Source organism: Paraburkholderia sp. BGA-UO-ETr-F12, from assembly GCF_059567945.1.
Genome location: NZ_JCAQOZ010000067.1, coordinates 110,575 through 131,502, shown reverse-complemented (window position 1 = coordinate 131,502; position 20,928 = coordinate 110,575). Strand labels below are relative to the sequence as shown.

The following is a 20,928-nucleotide window of genomic DNA, read 5'->3' as shown; positions in this document are numbered from 1 at the left end:
ATCAATGCGTTGCTTCGAGATCGCCGAAATCGCTGCCATAGTTCGTCACGTAGTCGTAATTCCGTGTGCTTCGCAGAAGCGGAATGCCATTGAAAACGGCACCGGCGATACGCCCTTCGGCGCGCGCCATCTTCTTGACCGTGTCCGCAATTTCCTGCTCGCTTTGCATTCCCGAGCGCAATACCAGCAGCGCCGAGCCTGCTTCACTCGCGATGATGGAAGCATCGGTGACGGCAAGAAACGGTGGCGTGTCGATAATCACCATGTCGTACTGACTGGCGAGTCGCGACAGCAGCTCCTTGAACTGGGGTTTCATCAGCAACGCGGCGGGGTTCTCCGGCCGCGCGCCGCAGGACAGAAACGTCAAACCGTCGATACCGGTTGTGCGCAGCGCGTTACGCAAACCGAGCTGCCCCGAAAGCACTTCTGAAAGACCGCCACGGTTGGTTCCGTCGAACAACGAGGCGAGATGACCTCGGCGCATATCGGCGTCTATCAGGAGAACGCGCGAGCCTACCTCAGCGTGCAGGATTGCCAGGTTCGCCGCAACGAAGCTCTTTCCCGCGGAAGGCGTCGGCCCGATAACCATCAGAAGGTTGTTGCGCGCGTGCGCAAGGTCGCGCGCCACCGACGTACGCACAGCGCGAAGCGCTTCGACCGACATGTCGTTCGGAAACCGTGCGGCAAGCACTCTGGCGTTGTCATCGCTCCGGGATGCGGCACCCCCCATGCCGGCTGCGCCGCCAACAAACTGCATGTCCGCGGCACTTCGCGCAAGCGGCTGACTGGATCTTCCGCTCGCAGCAGGCAGTGCCTTGCGGTCCATCCCGCGACGGTCGAGCAGCAGTTGCTGCTGACTGAACAGAATCTCGCCGAAGACAGGCACACTCATGCGGCTTTCAACGTACCTCGGATCGGTTACGCCGGTCATCACGTGACGGCGCATGAAGACCAGCACGACGCCGGACAGGAGTCCGAGTATCACGCCGCCTGCCAGCACGATTTCCGGCTGCGGCTTGACCGGACGGTGAGGTCTGATTGCGGGGTCGACAATATGCGCGCCACCTGTCGTGCTCGCGCGCCGAACCTGCAATTGCTCGGCTTTCTGCACCATCCCGAGGTAGATTGTTTCCGCCACCTTCTGCGCGCGAATCAGATCGACACTCTGACGCTCGGACGACGGCATGCCATTGAAATGACTGTCGAATTGCGCCTTCGCATCCTGCAACTGCGCAATCTGTCGGTCGGCCGTCTGCACCCAGCGGCTATCCGGGGTGTAGCGATCCAGGAGTTGCGTACGCTGTATTTGCAGGCTGGCAATCTGCTTGTCGATGTCGAGGCCGCCCTGGAGATACGCTTGCGCTTCGCTCGTCGGCTGCATGGACTGCGACGCCCCGCGGAAATGCTTCAGCGCGTCTTCGGCCTTTCTGAGGTCCGCCAGCAATCTGGGCAACTCCCCATTAATGAACTTCAGCGTGCTCGTGTCGTTGGCTTGCCGGGCGGCGATCGCATAAGCGAGGTACTGGTCTGCCAATGCATTAGCGACTTCAGTGGCCTTATCCCGGCTCTTGTCCGTGTACTCGATCTGAATGAGGCCGGAGTCCTTCACCTTGTCGCCGACCTTTACCAGAGTTCCAAACCGTTTGATTGCGTCGATCTCGTTCCAGCGAATAACTTCAAACTTCGTGCCTGGCCGCGCATCCAGTTGCTTCACGAGCATGGACACCCCGTTACTCTTCACCGGCACGCCCACTAACCCTTTCAGAAGAGGCTGGTCCGACGGGCCGCGCAACTCGTACGCACCGTTTCCGAGAGCAACCAGCGTGAGTTTCTCTTCTTCGAGATCCTGCGGTACGTCCAGCGCGCCGATCTCGACGCGCTCGCCGCCCCACGCGAACGACTTCAAGCCGAACCAGGGCGCCGCCGGTTCTCCCGGCGTGGCGAATTTTTCGGCGATATCCCCCAGCAAAGGAATCTTGTGCGGTGTCACCGATACGTCGAAGCGGAATTTCTGAATGACGGGGTCGAGCACGGCGCGGCTGCGTATCACGGCCATTTCGGTCACCGGCGCGGGCGCGGGCGGCGGAAGACTCTCCTGGTTCTGCAAGGCGAGCCCGAGCGCATTAGGTTCCGGCGGATCGACACGCAACAGAACATCCGCTGAGTAAATCGGCGTTGCGATGAGCAGATAAGCCACGGCCAGACCCAGCACGACGACAGCCGTGCCCACGATCTCCCAGATGTGATCGCGCATCAACGTGAGCATCGCGCCTGCGCTGAGCTGACCACGCTCCGTGCTGGGAGCGGGAGAGAACGAATTTGCAGGGTAGTAATCCACCGGTTTGATCCTTCCATGTTCGATGGGCAGAGTAATGATCCGATACCGCTCTGCTGCACCACCAGTTCGTGATCTGGAACCGCCGCCGAACGCGAATGAGACACGGTCGGCAACACCTCGAAGTTACGTGCTGGGTCAGGTTGGGTGGAAGAGCCGAAGCCCTCATGTATTCGTACTACTACACGTATTGTTAAACCATTCACGAGCCGCTTTTACTGCATATTGCGAACAGGCATGAACAAGTGAAAACAATCGGCCGCGCCCGTCTTCACAACAGGCGGACACGACCATATTGAGTCACTGATATCGACGACGCCGGCATCCGGCAGCACGGACATCTCGTGAGAAAGCCTCGCAACGGACGGGCCCGCCTGCTGCCCGTCCCGACTTGCAAGGTCAATCTTTTGTATGTGCGCGTGGCGTCCCAGGCACCCGCTGACGCGGACGCCGAGCGCGAGACCACGAGCGCGATGCCGCTGGAACCTTATGCGTACAGCTTCGCGCGATCGCACACCTGCTTCGTCACTTCGCACATGCTGACCATACAAGGCCTTCGGCGGTCCCGGTAAAGCGGTAATTGATATGTCTGCCCTTGTCACAGCGGCTGGACGGCGTCTTCAAGCAAATTACTCAACGAACAGATTAAAAATTCTGCACAAACTTCATGCGAATTTTTCTATTCATGTTGCGGTGAAGCATAGCCCGGAATGAATGGACCGTATCGCCAAAGGCATAAATTCGGGTGTTAATGGCCGATTAAGTTGAATGCATTACGGACGCGACGAATTCAGAAAGCGTTGTTGCTATCTGTAACTGCTGTAACAGAATGCACAATTCGAGGGCGACCCTGTAACTAAAGTGTAGTGACAGTTCACAGGTGAAAAACGCACGTTTGAAATGGCGGGGCGGGCTGATTCCCTTCCCACGTATGCCAGCGCGGCCTTCAACCGACGACAGCCATGATGCAAACCTCGTCGCCACGCACGGAAAAAGTTTCTGACCGGGAATACTATTAAAGCGCCTTTTGCGAAAATTTCAAGGTAATAATTTCCCCGATCATGACAATTACGCCAAAACACCTGGAACATCGGCCAAGTTCGTTCTGAAAAATTCGATGCGCTAATCTCTTTACGTATCGTGATTGCGTGTTCGGAGAAATTAGCGTGATGACTTCCAGGAGTTTTCTTACGTCGTGCATCAATGAGTGTCAGAATGGAATGAAAGCGGTGAAACACATTGGCCTCCTGATTTTCCAGGACTGCTCCATGTCGACCACCGGCGCGGTCGGCGACGCTTTCCGGCTTGCCAACGAGTTCGAGAAAGCAAGCGGCGACGAGCCTCCGTATCGGCTCTCCGTGCTGTCTGACGAGGGCGGCCTCGTGACAAGCTCGTCGAGCATTCTGATCTGGACGCAAAGCCTCGAACGATACAGCCTGGCCGATTTCCATGCCTTCTTTGTCGCCTGCCGCGACACCACCGGAACTGCGGAGTCCAACGGTCGCTTTCTCTCATGGATCTCGCGCCACGGATCGATCGCATCCCGCGGCGTTCAGCAAGGCGCGAGTCTCGCCGTGGTATGCAGAAATCCACTGCAGTCAACCGTGCCCGTCTTTTTCTTTGACGATGGCGGCGGTGGCGGCAGCGGCGGCGTCGCGCCCGCCGACCTGGCACTCGCGCAGATCGAGCGCGACCTGGATCCGGAGACCGCGCGCAAGATCGCTCGTGCGCTACAACCGAATTACATTGAACGAAACACGCCTGAACTCGACGACGCAAGCATCGTCACCACAACCGAGAAGATTCGCGAATCGGCCCGCTGGATCAAGGAAAACTACAGCAAGGCCATCTCTGTAGCCAAAGCAGCCGAGTTCGCTGCAATGAGCAAGCGCAATTTCCAGCGCCGCTTCAAATGCGAGTTCGGCATGACCCCTCTCGAATATCTGTTGCGCACGCGCTTTGACGTGGTACGCGCAATGTTGCGAAATACCGATCTGCCCGTCGACAAAATCGCGCGACGATGCGGCATGGGCGACGGCAATCGACTCGGGCGGCTATTCAAGGAACGCTACGGCGTGTCGCCCACGCAATTCCGTGCGCAACAGCACATCGACGCCGAGGAACCATGGCTGACGCCAGAGGAAGCCTGGAATACCGCGACTGAGATCGCGCGATAAGCGCGTCGATTTTCGGACTGCAGCCTTGCGACGCCATCAGCCATAAATCGAAACATGACGACCACCAAGTCCGCACAGTTCGACCAGAAAGCCGCCCCGTCCACGCCATCGCACAAGGAAGCGCCGCCTTCTGAAACCATCTTGGCCAAACACGCGAACCTCGTACAGGACGATCCGTATCGGCCAACACCACAGTCCGTTTCCACAGTCAGACGACTCAAGGAGGCGGCAAAGTGCATGCTCCCTGATTCCCTATTCCTGAGTATGCTGCATCACAAGCGCATTGGCCGTTATCCGAATCTTCTGCGTCCGGCTACCTTCAACGAAAAGATCCTGCAACGAAACCTCAGACCGGATCCTCGCTACATTAGCCTGACCGACAAACTGTTGGTGCGGGAGTACATAGCGGCCAAGATAGGAGAGAAGCACCTCATACCGTTGATTTCGGCGCCGGAGGTGTTCACGCGCGAGGTCTTCGACGCGCTGCCCGGTTCTTTCGTCATGAAGGCGAACCACGGCAGCACCTTCGTCGAGATCGTCAGAGACAAGTCCGAGACTTCGTTCGAGAAACTGCAACTTCTCGCCCGGCAGTGGCTCTCCACCGAGTTCTACTACGTCGCGCGCGAGAGGCATTACCGCACGATCAAGCCGCGGATCTTCTTTGAACAGCTCCTTCTTGACCAGGCGGGACAGATACCCGCCGATTACAAGTTGCATTGTTTTGGCGGCCAGCCGGGGCGCCCCATCATCTACATTCTGGTGATATCCGACAGGTTCGGAAAGGCGACGCACGGCGACGTGTACGACGTCGACTGGAATCATCTCGATGTAGCCATTGGCTACTACAAACGGAGCGCCAAGCCTGCTCCGCGCCCAAAGAATCTGGCATCCGTGCTGGACATCGCGGCCACGCTGTGTGAAGACTTCGACTATGTCCGTGTTGACTTATATGCGCCGGACAATCAGGTCTTCTTCGGCGAGCTGACCTTCACACCGGGCGCGGGCGTGCTGCCCTTCACGCCCGACAGCATCGACTACGAGTGGGGGAAATTGCTGGGTTGAGCAGGTATTTTCCAACCTGCATACCTGCTTCACCCGATGTCTCTGCCCCCTCACCCCGACCGGAGCAGTACCGATGACACAAGCTAGCGAGGAAGTGCCCCGCACGGCCGACACCAGGACGGAGGACAAACCACGGCCCACGGTGATGATGTGCCCCTTCACCAATCCCACGAATCGCTATATACAGATTCAGAAAGACCTCTACCGCTCGATCGGTTATGACGTCGTGCCGCTTTCCATCAAAGGCCTACTCAACGGCGGCTTCTTCCAGCTCTTCAAACCCGGGAACATTCTCGCTTTCCATTGGCTCGAGTACCGGCCATTCAAGCGTGACAAAGGCACCGCCCGGTTGAGTCTGACGGGCTCCCTGCTGTTCGCGTTCTACTGTTCGCTCATGCTGATCGGGCGGGCAAAGGCGGTTTACTTCATCCACGATCACGCGGTCCACGATACGATTGGCTTCAACAGGCGTTTGTCGATGCGAATCATCGCGCTCGTGCGCCGCCTGGCGGATTTCCGCGTGGTCCACGCGCCAGACTTCCAGGCGCAGTACAACGCGCAGTACCTGCCGCATCCACTCTATTGGGACGCCCCTGGACAGGCACCCACCACACCGAGGAAGTACGGCGCGACGCCACAGTATTCGTTGCTCGGCGTGATCCGGCCATACAAGCAGATTGACGCGTTACTCGACGTCTGGCCCGACGAGTGCAAGCTGCGTATTGCCGGCCACGGCACCGAGGCCTACCTCGCGACACTGAATGCAATCATCGATAGACGATCGCTGCGGAACGTCGTGCAGCTCGACGCGAGATTCCTGACCGACGCGGAGTTTGCGCAGAGCATTGCCGATAGCGATGTGCTGATCCTGCCGCACGCGGCCGACTCGATGCTGGTGAGTGGCGCGTTCTTCGAAGCCATTGGACGCGTGCCGTTGCTGATCTCGCGCGCAACACCGTTCATGGTGTGGGCTGCCAGGAAGTTCGACAATGTCATTCTGTTCAATGACATCTCCGAACTCCCTGCCATTGTTCAATCGCTTAACGCATCGTGGCCGGCGATTGCTCGCAACACGGGCAATCTGGCGATCGACGAATTCGGCTGGAACGCTTGTCGCCGGCGCTACGAGCAGTTCTTTGAGGCCGTTGAAGGCCACCGCAATGCGGTTGAAAAGCCAGTTGTCTAGCGAAGGAAGTTAAGCGGCACGTCGCTCAACGAATCCGATGTCGAGGCAGCGTCGAAGCGTTCTATTTCAGACTCAGCTAAAAGCCATGCGCGGGAGAACAACCTGAATGCTCACTTCACAACTGGTTCCGGGACGGCTCAGGACTATTCTGTATCGATATGTCACCGAGCGCCCTCGGGAAGAACGACTATTCCATGCTCTGCGCCCGACGTTCGTTTCAGTAAGGATTCCGGGCGAATACCGCCCGTGCAATCCGACACTGTGCTTTAACGGAAACGGCTACACCGTCGTTGTTCGTTCGGTTAACTACGAACTGATGGAAAGCGGCGGCGTGAAGTTACATGGTCAAGACTACGACACCGTCAACTACATCGGCGAGCTATCCGCCGATCTGAATGTTGTACGCATGAATGCTCTGGAAGACACGGCGTTCAGGAATGTACCGGGTAAATCTCGCGACGGCTTCGAAGATCTGCGAACCTTCTTCTGGAAGGAATCCTTGTGGTGTCTGGGTAGCGCGCGCAGCAACGCGGGCGACACTAACACGATGGCGCTTCAGAAAATCTCTGGAGAGCGTGTTGTGGAGAGCTACCTGATCGAGTCGCCGTTTGGCTTCAGTCGCGAGAAGAACTGGATGCCTTTCGTGTCCGAAGGCAAGCTCTACGCGGTACATACGATGAACCCGTTGACCATTGTCGAGATCAGCGAATATGGCGCAACCGTATCGCTCACGAAACCATTGAAGGTGCCGAAGGGCCTGCTGGGATCATCCCAGCTAGTCGAATGGAAGGAAGGTTGGCTGTGCGTCGTACACGAGCGCAGTCGAGGGAAAAAGCATCTCTACAAGCACCGGTTTGTTTATTTTGACCGGAACTGGAATGCCGTGCTTTCCGAGCCGTTCTACTGGAAACAATACGGCGTGGAATTCTGCTGCGGGCTGGCGGTTCACAATGGAACCGTAGCGGTCGGGCTTGGTGTCAATGATTCGGAAGCGATCATCGCTCAATTCAATGAGACTGATATCGATCGGCTTTTGTGATCTCTACCGCGCACCAGCTGGAGTAACGGGAAAACCAAAGATACCCGGTCTCCCCGACTCATTCCGGAGGAGACCGGATTCACTGCGCAACCCGACGCTTGCGGCCTAGTTGTCGGCGTTGGCCGAGGTGAAGCTCGTAAATGCACTGTACGACGGGTTGATTGGCGAGCCGTTCATCATAATGCCGAACGTCTCGTTGCCGCTATCAAGCACGTAGTACATCACAGACTGGATGTTGTGAGTCTTTCTCGCCGGATAGAACTGGCCCAGTTGCGTGGTGATGTAGTTTGCCCGATAAGCCTCCGTTTGCTCCGGGCCCGTATTCCACTCGGAGATGATGAAAGGCACGCCGTAGCGGGCTTTGCAATACGTCGGCAGATCGAAGCCAGGACCTGCGCCGTCTGTGCCGATGTTGAAGATATTGCCGTAGACTTCGTAGTTGTGCCACGTCGTGATATCCCAGCGCACCGCCGGATAACCGCTGCTTCCGTCCGGTTGAGTACCCTCCCACAATGCGTCGGACGCGCCAACGTCGTTCACACAGAAGTTGATGCCGCACTTCGCGGAAGACTGAACCGACTTCACCCCGTCGATCATGCCGCGCATCACGCCGCGCAAGACCGGCCAGTTCGCATTATTGAAGTCGACCGCCTTCGTTCCTGCGTTGGTGGAGTCCAGAATGATTGCGCCATCGCGCGTCAGTTCGTTACCGCACTCGTACATGGTCACGCCGTACCCCATCAGCGCACGGGCAACCGCCGAGCCCGCTGAGTAGCCTGCGCTGTAAGCGGTCGATTCGCCGCTGAAGAGCTTGCCGGTACTGTCGTAAAGCCCCTGGTTAATCAACACCAGCAGCTTGATCCCCGCCGACTGGAAAGCTTGTGCCAGTTTGGCCACTGCGTTGATCTGGGTTGGGTCGGACGTGCAGCCAACACGATAGCTGGTGCAACCCATTGCCTTGAGCGTCGTGACCAGTTGCGCCGGCGTGTAGGTGTAGTCGTAGTGCCCGTTGATACCAAAGAAGCTACCCGCAGCCGGCGCGACGGCGATACGAGGATCGGTACAGGCCAGCCATTGAGAGGAAACCTCCGCGTTCGCGTAAAAGTGCCCACTCGTGTTGCAATGATAGATCTTGCCGCCGTACCAGAGTACGAGCGACACGTTGTAGTTGACGCCTACCACCGTGCCATTTTTATAGACGACGCCGTTCACCAGGGTCCATTTCGCACCCGACTTATCGAGGATGTATGGCGCGGAGGGCAGCGTGGTACCGTCGGCTGAGACGGTGCCCAGACGCGGATCGATGCAACTTCCCCACGCCGAGCCGTTCCATTGATAGAACTGGCCGCTCGCGTTTTCGTGGTAGATGCTGCCGTTGATCCACAGCGCGAGCACAACGTTGTAGTTAACCCCTGCTACCGCGCCGTTCTGATATAGCACGCCGCCCGACAGTGTCCATACCGCGCCGCTGCTGTCGGTGATCGAAGCTGCCGGCGGGATTGTCGTACCGCTCGCGGATGCAGCACTTGCGTGTGCCGTTGCCTTGCTGGCAGCGGATACGGCCGTGCCGTTGCTACCGTCTTCCGAACCGCCGCCGCAGGCGCTCAAAAGATAACTTCCACCCAGGGCCGCTAGCCCGCTCATAAATTGACGTCGTTTTACCATGGCCGAATATTTTCCACTGTCGATAAAAATATAAATAGTGATTTTTAGAGTTTTCGAATCAGAGAATGCTTATAGATAACGCATTTTACTTCGCGATCCTAATTATTAAAAAAGATCTTCTTGCGTATTCCGGGCGCAGTTCAAAGCCTGATTAAACGGTCCGAGGCAAGACTCGATTAGATGCGGCTATCCAGCGGACGAGCGTCACCGATCGCGGTGGCGATCCGGCATACGCGGCGTCCTACTGCGTTAGAAACCGATGGGAGACAACCTGACAACGCTACTTCGCTGCTACTCAAAACTCTGCCACCACACAACGCGCAAACGTTTGATCAGACGAATAGCCTTTCTTCCGCTACCCGCAATTTCTTCCACTCACTCGTCGCGACTGGGGTAAATCGTACCCGGAATGATTGTCCGGTCCCACAAAAAATAGTAATTTTCGGACAAATAGTAAGATTATTTCTATTAGCTTGGCGCATCGCAAAGATCCCTGCTTTCTCATGATGATCATAGGATTGGATGGTCATCATCTTTCCGACTTCGACCCCAAGAAAAGCTTCGCATTTTGCGCGATGCATTCGAAGGTGGCATCAGGTCGGCGGGCGATGCACCGTTTGAGCGCGCGTGGTCGCTTACGCTTCGGTAACAACGCGCTCGAGCGAGCGCATGCGAATCTCATCTGAACGTGAGAACGTGTGGCGGTGAGATTCGCGCGACACTTCCGGCTTCCTGAGAAGTGTCATCATGGCGTCACTTCCGTGGGCACTCGACGAAATCGACAATTAATTCGTCGCAATGACTGAGAAATTCAAATTGCAATTCGAGTGTCGCGATATACATTTCAGCCTTTATGATGAGTGAGATCGCGGCAGCCCAAGAAAGACATCTTTCTCCCCACGCACTTTTGCGCCGCCAATCAACATCAATAAAAACTGGAGACCCGCGTGAAATTCGATACGACCACTGTCCGGCTGATCCTCGCCATCGCTGAAGAAGGCAGCATCTCCCGCGCTGCCGACAAACTCAGTCTCGCAGTCGCGGCGGCGTCACGGCGTGTATCGGACCTCGAAGCGCAACTCGGCGCCAAACTGTTCCAACGCGTGCCTCACGGCGTGGCGATCACCGAATCGGGTGCCAAGCTGCTGGAATACGTCCGGCAGATCGACAATCTGATCGATCGCCTCGAAGGCGACGCGCAAGCGCTCAACCAGGGGCTCGAAGGCCGCATTATCATCGGCGCGCCAAAGGCCGTCGTGATCCAGTTCCTCGCGCGCGAGATTGCAGAAATTCAACGCAAGTATCCGGGGATCTCGCTGAAGATCGTGGAGGAGAACAGCAAGATCGTGCAGCAACTGCTGCGCGACAAAGTGATCGACGTGGGCATTTACGAAAAGAAAAGCGGCTTCCTCGATCTTGCCAAATCACCCTATAGAGAGGACGAACTGGTGCTGGTGTATAGCCGCCCGCATTTCCAGTTCCCCGATGCCCCCATCGGGATCGACGACATTCTCGGTCTGCCTATCGTGAGTCTCGGCAAAGGTTCCGCGGTGTTGTCCGCCGTCCAGCGCGCGTACCGCAGTCGCGGGCGGCAATTCGCCAATAACTTCACCGTCAGCGGTTTCGACACCATGCTGGCGATGGTGCGCCATGGCCTCGGCGTAGGCCTGATGCCACCCGAGGTTCTGCGCAGCTTTCATCCCGAAGCGACGCTGGCGTCAGCCGCACTTACGGGCGACTGGCACCAGCGCAGCTACGTTCTGTCCTGCGTCGAGGGGCACGCACAGGCGCAAACCCTGCAAAACGTGGTGGCCGAGCTTCTCGGCGCACCGGCTTAGCTTCCGGTCGGCACGCACGGCCCGGTTTCGCAATGCGCGAAACCAGACATGCTCCAGGCATTCTTGCGGCAGCCTGGTCTGTAGCGGACAGTGATGACAGAAAACCTGCCGGCCACGCACGAGATGGCCGAGCGGTTCGACTCACACCTTCTACAGAGGAAACCGGAAATGACGGAATCGAAGCATCTGCCGCTGCAAGGCATCCGCGTGCTGGACGTGAGCCAGGTTATGGCCGGCCCGTTCGCCTGCATGCTGCTGGCCGACATGGGCGCGGACGTGATCAAGGTCGAGCCGCCCGAAGGCGACCAGACCCGCGGCGCGATGGGCTTCAAGATGAAGGGGCCCGACAGCATGGGCTTCCTGAACATGAACCGCAACAAGCGTTCGCTAACGCTGGATCTCAAGAGCGACGCAGGCCGTGAGTTCTTCTACGAGCTCGCAAAAACGGCCGACGTGATCGTCGAAAACTACCGTCCGGGCGTGGTGCAACGGCTCGCCATCGATTACGAGTCGATCCGGGCAATCAATCCAAAGATCGTCTACGTCAGTATTTCCGGCTTCGGACAAAGCGGTCCGTGGGCGTCGCGACCTGGCTTCGACCTCATGGCACAGGCCATGTCGGGTGTGATGAGCGTGACCGGCTACAAGGGCGGCAAACCCGTCAAGGCCGGGGTGCCGGTAGCGGATATCGGCTGCGCGCTGTTTGCCGTTTACGGACTGCTGTCGGCCTACATCGGCGCGCAAAAAACGGGCGAGGGTCAGCATATCGACGCCTCGTTGTTCGATTCGATCATGGCCTTCTCGATCTGGGACATGTCGGAGTATTGGGGCACCGGTGTGCCGCCGACACCGCTCGGCACCAGCAACAAGATGAGCGCGCCCTACCAGGCCGTGAAGGCGCGGGACGGCTACTTCGTGATGGGCGCGACGAACCAGAAGCTATGGACGAAACTGTGCGAACTGCTGGCGCGTCCCGACCTCGTCGCGCACGCGGATTATGCAAGCGTGTCGCTGCGCCTGAAGAATCGCGAAGCGTTGATCGAAACCCTGGAACAGGAATTCGCGAAGCGCGACAGCCACGCATGGGTCGATGCGATGCTCGCCGCCGGCATTCCAGCCGGCCCGATCCTGTCCTATCCCGAGGCGTTCGAAAGCGAGCATGCCGCGCACCGGCGGATGTGCATGGAGATCGATCACCCGAACGAAGGCAAGGTCAAGAACATCGGCTTTCCTGTGAAGATGCTCGGTACGCCGCAAACGGTGCGCCGTCATCCGCCGCTGCTAGGCGAGCATAACGAGGAGATCTTTGCCGAGATCAATGGGACAGCGCCATGAGCGATCCCGTCAAACTCACGATCTATCCGTCCGGTGCAGCGGAGATCGTGATCGATCGCCCCGAGCGTCACAACGCAATGACGCTCGACATGTACGAATCTCTACTGGCGCTCGTTGCCGAGTGTGAGCAGAACCCCGGCGTGCGCTGCATTCTGTTTAGAGGCGCGGGTGGCAAGTCCTTCATTTCCGGCACCGACATCGCCTATTTCAAGGACTTCCGCGACGGTCGCGATGGCGTGAGTTACGAGGCATTCGTCGAGCGCGTGATCGACGCGGTCGAACGCATTGCGGTCCCGACAGTCGCCGTGATCGACGGATGGGCCGTAGGTGGCGGTCTCGCGCTAGCGACGGCTTGCGATTTCCGCGTCTGCAGCGACGGCTCGCGTTTCGGCGCGCCGATCGCGAAGACGCTCTCCAACACGCTGTCGTCGCGCAATATCGCGCGTCTGCAAGCCGCACTCGGTGTGCCGCGAGTCAAGAAGATGTTGCTGCTCGCCGACTATGTCACGGCAGAGGAAGCGCTGGCGTGCGGCTATGTCTACGACGTGTGCTCGCAAGACGCGCTACAGGAAACCGCTCATACGCTCGCGCAGCGGCTCATGGCGCTTTCTCCGGTCACGCAGAAGGCCGTTAAAGAAAGCCTGCGCCGCATCGTCGTTGAACAGCGGCTCGATGACGAGGATCTGATCGAAACGGTATACGGCAGCACCAACTTCAGGGACGCCGTGGCGGCTTTCACCTCAGGCGCGTCAAAAAAATAAGCACAAGAAAGTGGAGTGAGACATGAAACGATTACAGCCTAAGGCAACAACATGGGTCCTGCTGATGTTGTGCCTGATGTACTTCATCACCTACGTCGACCGTGTCAACATCAGCACGGCCGCCGGGCAATTCAAGTCCGAACTCGGACTTAGCAACACGCAACTCGGCTTCATCTTTTCGGCATTCGCCTATCCGTATGTACTGTTCCAGTTCATTGGCGGTTGGGTCAGCGATCGCTTCGGGGCCAAGCGCACGTTGATTGCCTGCGCGTTCATCTGGGCGGTAGCGACCACGTTGACGGGTTTCGCAGGCGGCTTCGCAACGCTCGTCGCGGCGCGACTGTTGCTGGGCCTGGGCGAAGGCGCCACGTTCCCCGCCTCCACCAGCGCGATGGCCTCGTGGGTGAGAAAGGACAAGCGCGGCATGGCTCAGGGTATTACGCATTCGTCAGCACGCCTTGGAAACGCCGTGGCGCCAATGCTGGTTCTGGCGATCATGACGGCGTTCGACTGGCGATTCTCGTTCTACCTGCTCGGCGCACTGAGTTTCGGCTGGCTCGTGCTGTGGTACGTGACTTACACCGAGAAACCGGCAGATCATCCGCGTATCACCGCCGATGAAATCAACAGCCTGCCGCCACCGACGGTACGTCCGGTAGAAATGCCGGGCACATGGGCTCGTCTATATCGCCGCCTGCTGCCGGTCTCCGGCGTCTACTTCTGCTACAACTGGATTCTCTGGTTGATGCTGGACTGGATGCCGCTCTACTTCATGCATAGCTTCCATCTGAACATCAAGAAGGCGGTTATCTTCACGTCAGGGGTGTTCGTTGCGGGTGTATTCGGCGATCTGGTGGGCGGTCTGATCAGCGATAAACTGCTTCGCCGTACTGGCAATCTGAAACTCGCGCGCAGCTATCTGGTCGCGTTCTGCATGACCCTGACCGGACTGTCGCTGATCCCTGTGGTGCTGATACACGATCCGATGTATTCGCTGATTTTTCTCGCCGCCGCGATGTTCTTCAATGAAATGAATATTGGACCCATGTGGGCGATTCCGATGGATGTCGCCTATGACCGCTCGGGCACAGCCAGCGGCATCATGAGCGGCACCGGCTTCACCGCGGCGATCGTGAGTCCGGTTGTGGCCGGCTATCTGATCGACCGACTGGGGAACTGGAACGTGACCTTCCTGCTGTCCATCGCTGTGATGGCCTGCGGCGTGCTGATGACGTTCCTGATGAAACCGGATGCGCCATTCGTCGCGAGGCTCAAACAGGCGGCGCCTTCGCCGGAACTTCCGGGCCGGGACGCCGTGTTCCCGCTCGTCGATAAAAACTAGCGAACCGATACCTGGGTACGTTCCTTCGGGGGACAGATCGAATCCGTGAAAACAACGCGGTCACGCCACGCCGCCGTGCGTTCAACGGCGCGTGGCTGATCCGATTGCTAAGCCCCGCGCAACACTTCAGCCCGCGTGCCCGTGGCTGCCCTGCTCGCTATCGAGATGCGCCATCTGTGCCGCTGCGTAACGCTCGCCCGCGGCAGCGCCCAGAGGTACGGCCTGCGCGATCGCAGCCAGATCGTCGGTGGTGAGCGTCACATCAAGCGCCCCCAGCGCTTCGGCAAGGCGATCGCGCCGGCGCGCGCCGACCAGCGGCACGATATCGCTGCCCTGTGCCGCCACCCACGCAATCGCGATCTGCGCAACCGAAACGCCTTTGGCATCGGCCACCTTGCGCAGCGCATCCACTAATGCAAGATTGTGATCGACGTTGTCGCCCTGAAAGCGCGGGCTCATCGCGCGAAAATCGCCTTTCCCCGCGGACTCCTTGCTCCAGTGGCCGCTGATCAAACCGCGGGACAGCACGCCATACGCCGTCACGCCAATCCCGAGTTCGCGGCACACCGGCAGGATCTCGTCTTCAATGCCGCGTGAAATCAGCGAGTACTCGATCTGCAAGTCGCTCACCGGATGCACCGCTGCCGCACGGCGGATGGTCGTCGCGCCCACCTCGGACAAACCGACGTGCCGTACATAGCCGGCTTTGATCATGTCGGCGATCGCGCCCACCGTGTCTTCGACAGGCACGTTGGGATCAAGCCGCGCGGAACGGTAGATGTCGATATGATCCACGCCCAGCCGCTGCAGCGAATAGGCGAGAAAGTTTTTGACCGCGGCGGGACGCGCGTCGTAAAGCGACCAGCCGCCGGCGGGGTCGCGCATCGCCCCGAATTTCACGCTGACGATCGCCGCGTCGCGACGCGACTGCGGTGCGCTTTTCAGCGCCTCGCCGATCAGTATTTCGTTGTGGCCGGAGCCGTAGAAATCGCCCGTATCGAGCAGCGTAATGCCGGCTTCGAGCGCGGCGTGGATCGTCGCAATGCTTTCGGCGCGGTCCGACGGACCGTACATGCCTGACATGCCCATGCAGCCAAGACCGATCGCCGAGCTTAGCGGCCCCGTCTTACCCAGTTGAAGTTGTTTCATGACGTTCCTCTTTGGAAGTGACGCCGCAAGAAAAGGCGCTCGACCCGAAGTATCGGCCCAATTTCAGCGTGCGATAATCCACTTCAATCTGGATGACCCGTGCGGAATAGCGAACAATGCAGGAACCCGATCTTTCCGATTTGAAAGCTTTCGTCGCCGTCACGCGGGCCCGCGGATTTCGCCATGCCGCGCTGACCAGCGCCGTATCGGCCTCCTCGCTTAGCGAAGCGGTTCGAAGGCTCGAGCAGCAGCTGGGTGTCAGACTGCTCAACCGCACGACGCGCAGCGTCACGCCCACGGAAGCCGGGCAGCGTCTGTTCGAACGGCTCGCGCCGGCGTTCGGGGAAATCGCCATCGCGCTGGATGCGGTGAATCTCTTTCGCGAGAGTCCTACCGGAACGTTGCGGTTAAACGTTCCGTCGATCGCGGCAAGAGAAATTCTGCCCGCGCTCCTGTCGCGCTTTCTTGCCGCTCATCCGGGTATCACGGTCGATGTCGGGACCAACGACACGTTCATCGATATCCTCGCCGCGGGTTTCGATGCCGGCATCCGCTACGACGAACGCCTCGAGCGCGACATGATCGCCGTGCCGATCGGCCCGCGCGTTCAGCACTTCGTCGCGGCGGCTTCGCCGGCCTACCTCGCGGCCCGCGGCGTACCGCGGCATCCGGGCGAACTGCTGAACCACGCATGTATCGGCCACCGCTTCGACAGCGGCGTACTCGCGACCTGGGAATTCAAACGGGGCGACGAGGTTGTGCGGATCGAGCCAAACGGGCCGATGATCGCCTCCGTGATCGAATTGCAAAGAGGCGCGGCCGTCGACGGATTAGGAATCGTCTATTCGTTCGACGAGTTTCTGCGGCCGGCAATCGAACAAGGCACGCTCGTGCCGATACTAGACGAGTGGTGTCAGTCCTTCAGCGGACCGTTTCTGTACTACCCGAGCCGGGCACATATGCCGGCGCCGCTGCGGGCATTCGTCGACTTCATTCTCGCCACCAACGACCCGGATAGTCAGCCATAGGCGCGACACGAGGCGCGATACGCCGGGCTACGCGTTGTACTGCATGAGCCCCGGCAACGCCTCCGCCAACGCATCGACAGCCAGACGCACCTTCAGCGGCAAGTGCGGAGTTTGCAACCAGAGCGCGTAGACATCGTAGAGATATTCCGGCTGATCCGGCAGCAAATGCACGAGACTGCCGGTCTGAATGCGCTCGCGAACGAGCCAGTATGGCAGCCACGCAAGCCCCATCCCGAGCACCGCCGCGTCGGCGATTGCATCGAGATCGTCGAACCGCAACCTGTTTGACGGAGTGACCTCGACCGGCGAGTTCCCGGCGCACGGAAACAGCCACGGGCGAATACGCCCCGAGCGCCTGTAAATAATCGCCTGATGCGTGCTGAGTTCTTCTATCCGCCGAGGATGCCCGTGCGCCGCCAGATACGCGGGTGCGGCACAGACCACCATATGCTGGCGCGCAATGCGACGCGCGATCACGCCTGCCTTGTCCCCCAGACCGCCGGTCCGGATGGAGAGATCGTAGTCGTCTTCCGCCAGATCGACTAAACGGTCGTTGAAAGAGAGATCCAGTTCCAGCCTCGGATGGCGTTGCGCAAATGCCAGCAGGACCGGCGCCACACAGCGCCGCCCGAAGTGAACGGGCATCGAGACGCGCAGCTTGCCGCGCGGTTCGGACAGTTGATCGGCCGCGAGAGCATCCGCCGCATCCGCTTCGGCGAGTATGGCCCGGCAGCGTTCGTAGTAGGCGCGGCCGAACTCCGTCAGGCTCTGCCGCCGCGTGGTGCGGGTAATCAGGCGCACGCCAAGACGCTCCTCGAGAAACTGCACGTGCTTGCCGACCATCGGTCCGGATAAGGCGAGCGCGTCTGCCGCGGCCGCGAACGAGCCCAAATCGACAGCTTTGACGAACACGGCCATGCTCGTGAGACGGTCCATATTGATAACTGTTGGTTTCGACTGTTCTAGTTATAACGCTATTTATCCCGTCATGCATCGCCGTCATAGTTCATTCATTCCAATCACTTTCGAGTTGAAATCCTATGACACGTGTTATTCGCTTTCATCAGCATGGCGGCCCCGAGGTTCTACGCATCGAGGACGTCACCGTTCCACCGCCCCCTCGAGGGGAAGTTCAGATCCGCGTGAAGGCGTTGGGTCTTAACCGCGCCGAGGCCATGCTGCGCGCGGGCAATTACATCGAAACGCCTACGCTGCCGTCGGGTCTTGGGTACGAGGCCGCGGGTATCGTCGATCGGGTCGGGGAAGGCGTGCAAGAATTCGCGCCAGGCGACGCCGTCAGCGTCGTGCCGCCGCCGACCATGCTGCGCTGGCCCGCTTATGGTGAGGTCGTCAATTTTCCCGCCAGGTTTGTCGTCAAGCATCCGCCTTCGCTCAGTTGGGAAGCGGCCGCGGCAGTCTGGATGCAATATCTCACCGCTTACGGCGCGTTGATCGACATCGCCAAACTGGGTAAGGGAGACTTCGTTGCCGTGACCGCGGCGTCGAGCAGCGTCGGCCTTGCGGCGATACAGATTGCCAACCGGGTCGGCGCCACCCCCATTGCGGTCACGCGCACCTCGGCCAAGCGGCAGGCGTTGCTCGAGTTGGGCGCCGCCCATGCCGTCGCTTCCGCGGAGGAACACCTGGCGGGCCGCCTGAAGGAAATCGCAGGGCCGCAGGGTGTGAGGGTCGTGCTGGACCCAATCGGCGGCCCGATATTCGAGCCGCTCACGGACGCCATGTCTCACGGCGGCATCCTGCTGGAGTACGGCGCGTTGAGTTCTGAGCCGACACCTTTCCCGCTATTCACGGTGTTGAGCAAGGCGCTGACGCTGCGCGGCTATCTGGTGCACGAGATCATCGGCGATCCGGCGCGACTCGCGGCGGCCAAGGCTTTCATCCTCGACGGATTGGCCTCGGGCGCGTTAAAACCCGTCATCGCGAGGACATTCCCGTTCGACCAGATCGTCGACGCCCATCGCTTTCTGGAGTCGAACCAACAGTTCGGGAAGATTGTCGTGACGGTTTGAACCCGGCCGATACAGCGCGCTCAGCCGGCTGCGACGACCTCGATACGCAAGGCTTCCCCGCCGGCTGCAATCGCCAGCAAATGGTCGACGTTCGGGTGCGCGCCCGGACGGTTGCGCGCGTCGGCCGTATGCTCGGCGAACACGGCGAGGCCGTGTTCTGCCGCCTTGGCGTCCAGCGTGCCGAAGGTTTGCTGCAGATAGTTGTATACCGCCAGCGAGCCCTGCTTGCCCGGCTTGTTCTCGATGCTGGCCACTACGGCGCCCTTGCCGTCGAGCAGATCGATACGTTCGATGCCACCAATGGCGGGCAGTTGGGCGAGGTTGTCCTTGAACACGTTGCTCGGCTGAATCACTGAAAACACTCCTTCTATTCGAAAAAATACGGCGAGCCGTATCTTATCCGATAGGGTGCTGCGCATCGCGCTCAACACACGGCGCGCCGCAAGGCCCGGCGTCGCGCGAACTTCGGTTTTTTCGAACTATCGCTCCCGGTTTAGCAGATTTATCCGTTTCCCAACCTGACGCAGACTGAGGCTCACCACCACTGCGGACCTTGTCCGCGCCAAGGAGCCCCGATATGCGTAACTATCCGCGCAACAGTCCTCAAGCCGCCGCACGTATCGTCGCGTTGGCGCTCATCTCAGACGGTCACGTCAGCAGCTCGGAAGAGCGTGCACTCGAAAGCCTCGATATCGCCGGCGAGCTGGGTCTCGCCCCGGCGCAATTCGCGCAGATCGTCCAGACGATGTGCGAAGACCAGTCGGTCGCGCACACCCCGGCGGTCGGCCAGCTCGATGCGGCCCAGCTCACCACGTTGTTCGGCGAGATCGACGACGACGCCTTGCGTCGCAAGGTGATCCGCCTGTGCCTCGCCGTCACGGTCGCGGACAACTATCTGGCGGACGGCGAAATCGCCTTGCTCACCGCCGTGTTCAGGGCGTGGGGACCTCAGCCGGTCCAGCCCACGAACCGGCACGTCGCACTGCTGAGCGCGCCGCGCGCTCACGCGCGCACGGCAGCGACCACCTGAGAAGCGAGCGCATGATGTTGCCCGCGCCGCGAACGGATCGCGTGGATCTCTTCGACCACGCCTTCCGCCCGGCCGAGCCGGCGCAGTCCGCGCAGCAACGCGACGTCCCCGGCGCCGAGTTCCGCGAGCGGAAACACCCCAAGGCCACGCGCGGCGAACACCGCCATCAGCGCGCTGTCTTCGAATTCGCCGGCAATTTGCGGCCGGATAGCCGTAGCTTCGAACCAGCGGTCGAGCCGCGCGCGCAACGCGCTGTGCCCGGTAGGCAGAAGCACGGGCACATCGGCGAGGCACTGCGGAAAGCCAGCACGGGCGGCCTTGCCGACAATCGCCGCCGGACCGTACCAGTCGACCGGCGAGCCGATCAGGCGCTGGCTCACCACGCGCAAATCCGCATTGTGCGGCGCGGGTTGGCACGCAAGAACGAGATCGAGCCGATGGAGCGCGAGTTCGGACAACAGTTGCGCGTGCTCGCCTTCGTGACATAACAGCCTGAGCGACGGCGTATCGAGCACCGGCGCCAGCAGCGCGTGCGCCGCGAGCTTGGAGATGCCGTCGGAAAGCCCCACGGCAAGCCGCGCAATGCGTTCGCCGCCCGTCTCGCGCATCTCGTCGAGCAGCGCCTCGCCAATCTGAAAAATCTGCTCCGCGCGATTGAATGCCGCCTCGCCCGCTTCGGTCATGGCGACGCCGCGCCCGGCCGGCTTCAGCAACTGGCGACCGATCGATTTTTCCAGCTCGCGCACCTGTGCGCTGATCGTCTGCACCGCCATGTCGAGGCGCTCGGCCGCGCGCGCGAAGCCGCCCTCCTTCACGACGATCCAGAAGTAGTACAGATGGCGATAGTTGAGCATGGGCAGGAAATAGTTCGAAAAAACCGATATATCGATCAGATTATCACTGATTTATCCGAACCATGAAGACGGCGATGATAGCGACATACCGAAGTTG

Annotated in this window: 17 protein-coding genes; 11 read left to right on the top strand and 6 right to left on the bottom strand. The window is 59.7% G+C overall.

The window, feature by feature from the left end; genetic code table 11:
- Position 1: 1 nt before the first annotated feature.
- Positions 2–2,338, bottom strand: coding sequence for a polysaccharide biosynthesis tyrosine autokinase (locus AC57B6_RS37125; protein ID WP_496423201.1), 2,337 nt, complete (start codon positions 2,336–2,338; stop codon positions 2–4).
- A gap of 1,265 nt (positions 2,339–3,603) precedes the next feature.
- Here AC57B6_RS37125 and AC57B6_RS37120 point away from each other — a divergent pair.
- From AC57B6_RS37120 to AC57B6_RS37105, 4 genes are all read left to right on the top strand, one after another.
- Positions 3,604–4,512 carry a GlxA family transcriptional regulator gene (locus AC57B6_RS37120; protein WP_496423200.1) on the top strand — a complete coding sequence of 303 codons (909 nt, stop codon included), beginning with the start codon at positions 3,604–3,606 and terminating at the stop codon, positions 4,510–4,512.
- Between the two features lie 54 nt (positions 4,513–4,566).
- Positions 4,567–5,574: an ATP-grasp fold amidoligase family protein gene (locus AC57B6_RS37115; protein WP_496423199.1), complete on the top strand. Its 1,008-nt coding sequence runs from the start codon at positions 4,567–4,569 to the stop codon at positions 5,572–5,574.
- A gap of 73 nt (positions 5,575–5,647) precedes the next feature.
- Complete coding sequence (locus AC57B6_RS37110; protein ID WP_496423198.1) at positions 5,648–6,760, top strand: glycosyltransferase family protein; 1,113 nt, start codon at positions 5,648–5,650, stop codon at positions 6,758–6,760.
- Positions 6,761–6,866: 106 nt separating this feature from the next.
- Positions 6,867–7,799, top strand: a complete 933-nt coding sequence (locus AC57B6_RS37105) for a glycoside hydrolase family protein (protein WP_144192213.1) — start codon at positions 6,867–6,869, stop codon at positions 7,797–7,799.
- A 105-nt stretch (positions 7,800–7,904) separates the two neighbouring features.
- Here the strand turns inward: AC57B6_RS37105 and AC57B6_RS37100 are convergent, their stop codons facing one another.
- Positions 7,905–9,464 (bottom strand): hypothetical protein, encoded by a 1,560-nt coding sequence (locus tag AC57B6_RS37100; RefSeq protein WP_030099600.1) that lies wholly within the window; start codon positions 9,462–9,464, stop codon positions 7,905–7,907.
- 947 nt (positions 9,465–10,411) lie between these two features.
- Between AC57B6_RS37100 and AC57B6_RS37095 the strand changes: the two genes are divergently transcribed.
- From AC57B6_RS37095 to AC57B6_RS37080, 4 genes are all read left to right on the top strand, one after another.
- On the top strand, positions 10,412–11,302 hold the full coding sequence (locus AC57B6_RS37095) for a LysR family transcriptional regulator (protein ID WP_496423197.1): 891 nt from the start codon (positions 10,412–10,414) through the stop codon (positions 11,300–11,302).
- A 168-nt stretch (positions 11,303–11,470) separates the two neighbouring features.
- Positions 11,471–12,637: a CaiB/BaiF CoA transferase family protein gene (locus tag AC57B6_RS37090; protein ID WP_030099597.1), complete on the top strand. Its 1,167-nt coding sequence runs from the start codon at positions 11,471–11,473 to the stop codon at positions 12,635–12,637.
- Entirely contained in the window at positions 12,634–13,398 is a 765-nt protein-coding gene (locus AC57B6_RS37085; protein WP_030099596.1) for an enoyl-CoA hydratase, read from the top strand. The genes AC57B6_RS37090 and AC57B6_RS37085 overlap by 4 nt, the downstream gene beginning before the upstream one ends.
- Positions 13,399–13,420: 22 nt before the next feature.
- The gene (locus AC57B6_RS37080; protein WP_030099595.1) at positions 13,421–14,740 is read left to right on the top strand and encodes an MFS transporter; all 1,320 of its coding nucleotides are present in this window, start codon (positions 13,421–13,423) and stop codon (positions 14,738–14,740) included.
- 126 nt (positions 14,741–14,866) lie between these two features.
- On the opposite strand, the gene AC57B6_RS37075 is transcribed toward AC57B6_RS37080, so the two are convergent.
- Complete coding sequence (locus tag AC57B6_RS37075; protein WP_496423196.1) at positions 14,867–15,889, bottom strand: aldo/keto reductase; 1,023 nt, start codon at positions 15,887–15,889, stop codon at positions 14,867–14,869.
- Positions 15,890–16,005: 116 nt separating this feature from the next.
- Between AC57B6_RS37075 and AC57B6_RS37070 the strand changes: the two genes are divergently transcribed.
- Positions 16,006–16,917 (top strand): LysR family transcriptional regulator, encoded by a 912-nt coding sequence (locus AC57B6_RS37070; RefSeq protein ID WP_496423195.1) that lies wholly within the window; start codon positions 16,006–16,008, stop codon positions 16,915–16,917.
- Between the two features lie 27 nt (positions 16,918–16,944).
- On the opposite strand, the gene AC57B6_RS37065 is transcribed toward AC57B6_RS37070, so the two are convergent.
- A complete protein-coding gene (locus AC57B6_RS37065; RefSeq protein WP_281663667.1) occupies positions 16,945–17,853 on the bottom strand; it encodes a LysR family transcriptional regulator in 909 nt (302 codons plus the stop codon).
- 104 nt (positions 17,854–17,957) lie between these two features.
- Here AC57B6_RS37065 and AC57B6_RS37060 point away from each other — a divergent pair, with 104 nt between their 5' ends.
- Complete coding sequence (locus tag AC57B6_RS37060) at positions 17,958–18,947, top strand: zinc-dependent alcohol dehydrogenase family protein (protein ID WP_496423194.1); 990 nt, start codon at positions 17,958–17,960, stop codon at positions 18,945–18,947.
- Between the two features lie 20 nt (positions 18,948–18,967).
- Here AC57B6_RS37060 and AC57B6_RS37055 read toward each other — a convergent pair whose 3' ends face one another.
- On the bottom strand, positions 18,968–19,300 hold the full coding sequence (locus AC57B6_RS37055; protein ID WP_028195296.1) for a DUF2322 family protein: 333 nt from the start codon (positions 19,298–19,300) through the stop codon (positions 18,968–18,970).
- Between the two features lie 224 nt (positions 19,301–19,524).
- On the opposite strand from AC57B6_RS37055, the gene AC57B6_RS37050 reads away from it, so the two are divergent.
- Positions 19,525–19,977, top strand: coding sequence for a TerB family tellurite resistance protein (locus AC57B6_RS37050; protein WP_030099590.1), 453 nt, complete (start codon positions 19,525–19,527; stop codon positions 19,975–19,977).
- Here AC57B6_RS37050 and AC57B6_RS37045 read toward each other — a convergent pair.
- Entirely contained in the window at positions 19,950–20,831 is an 882-nt protein-coding gene (locus AC57B6_RS37045) for a LysR family transcriptional regulator (protein WP_496423193.1), read from the bottom strand. The two genes, AC57B6_RS37050 and AC57B6_RS37045, sit on opposite strands and share 28 nt — an antisense overlap.
- Positions 20,832–20,928: the final 97 nt, after the last annotated feature.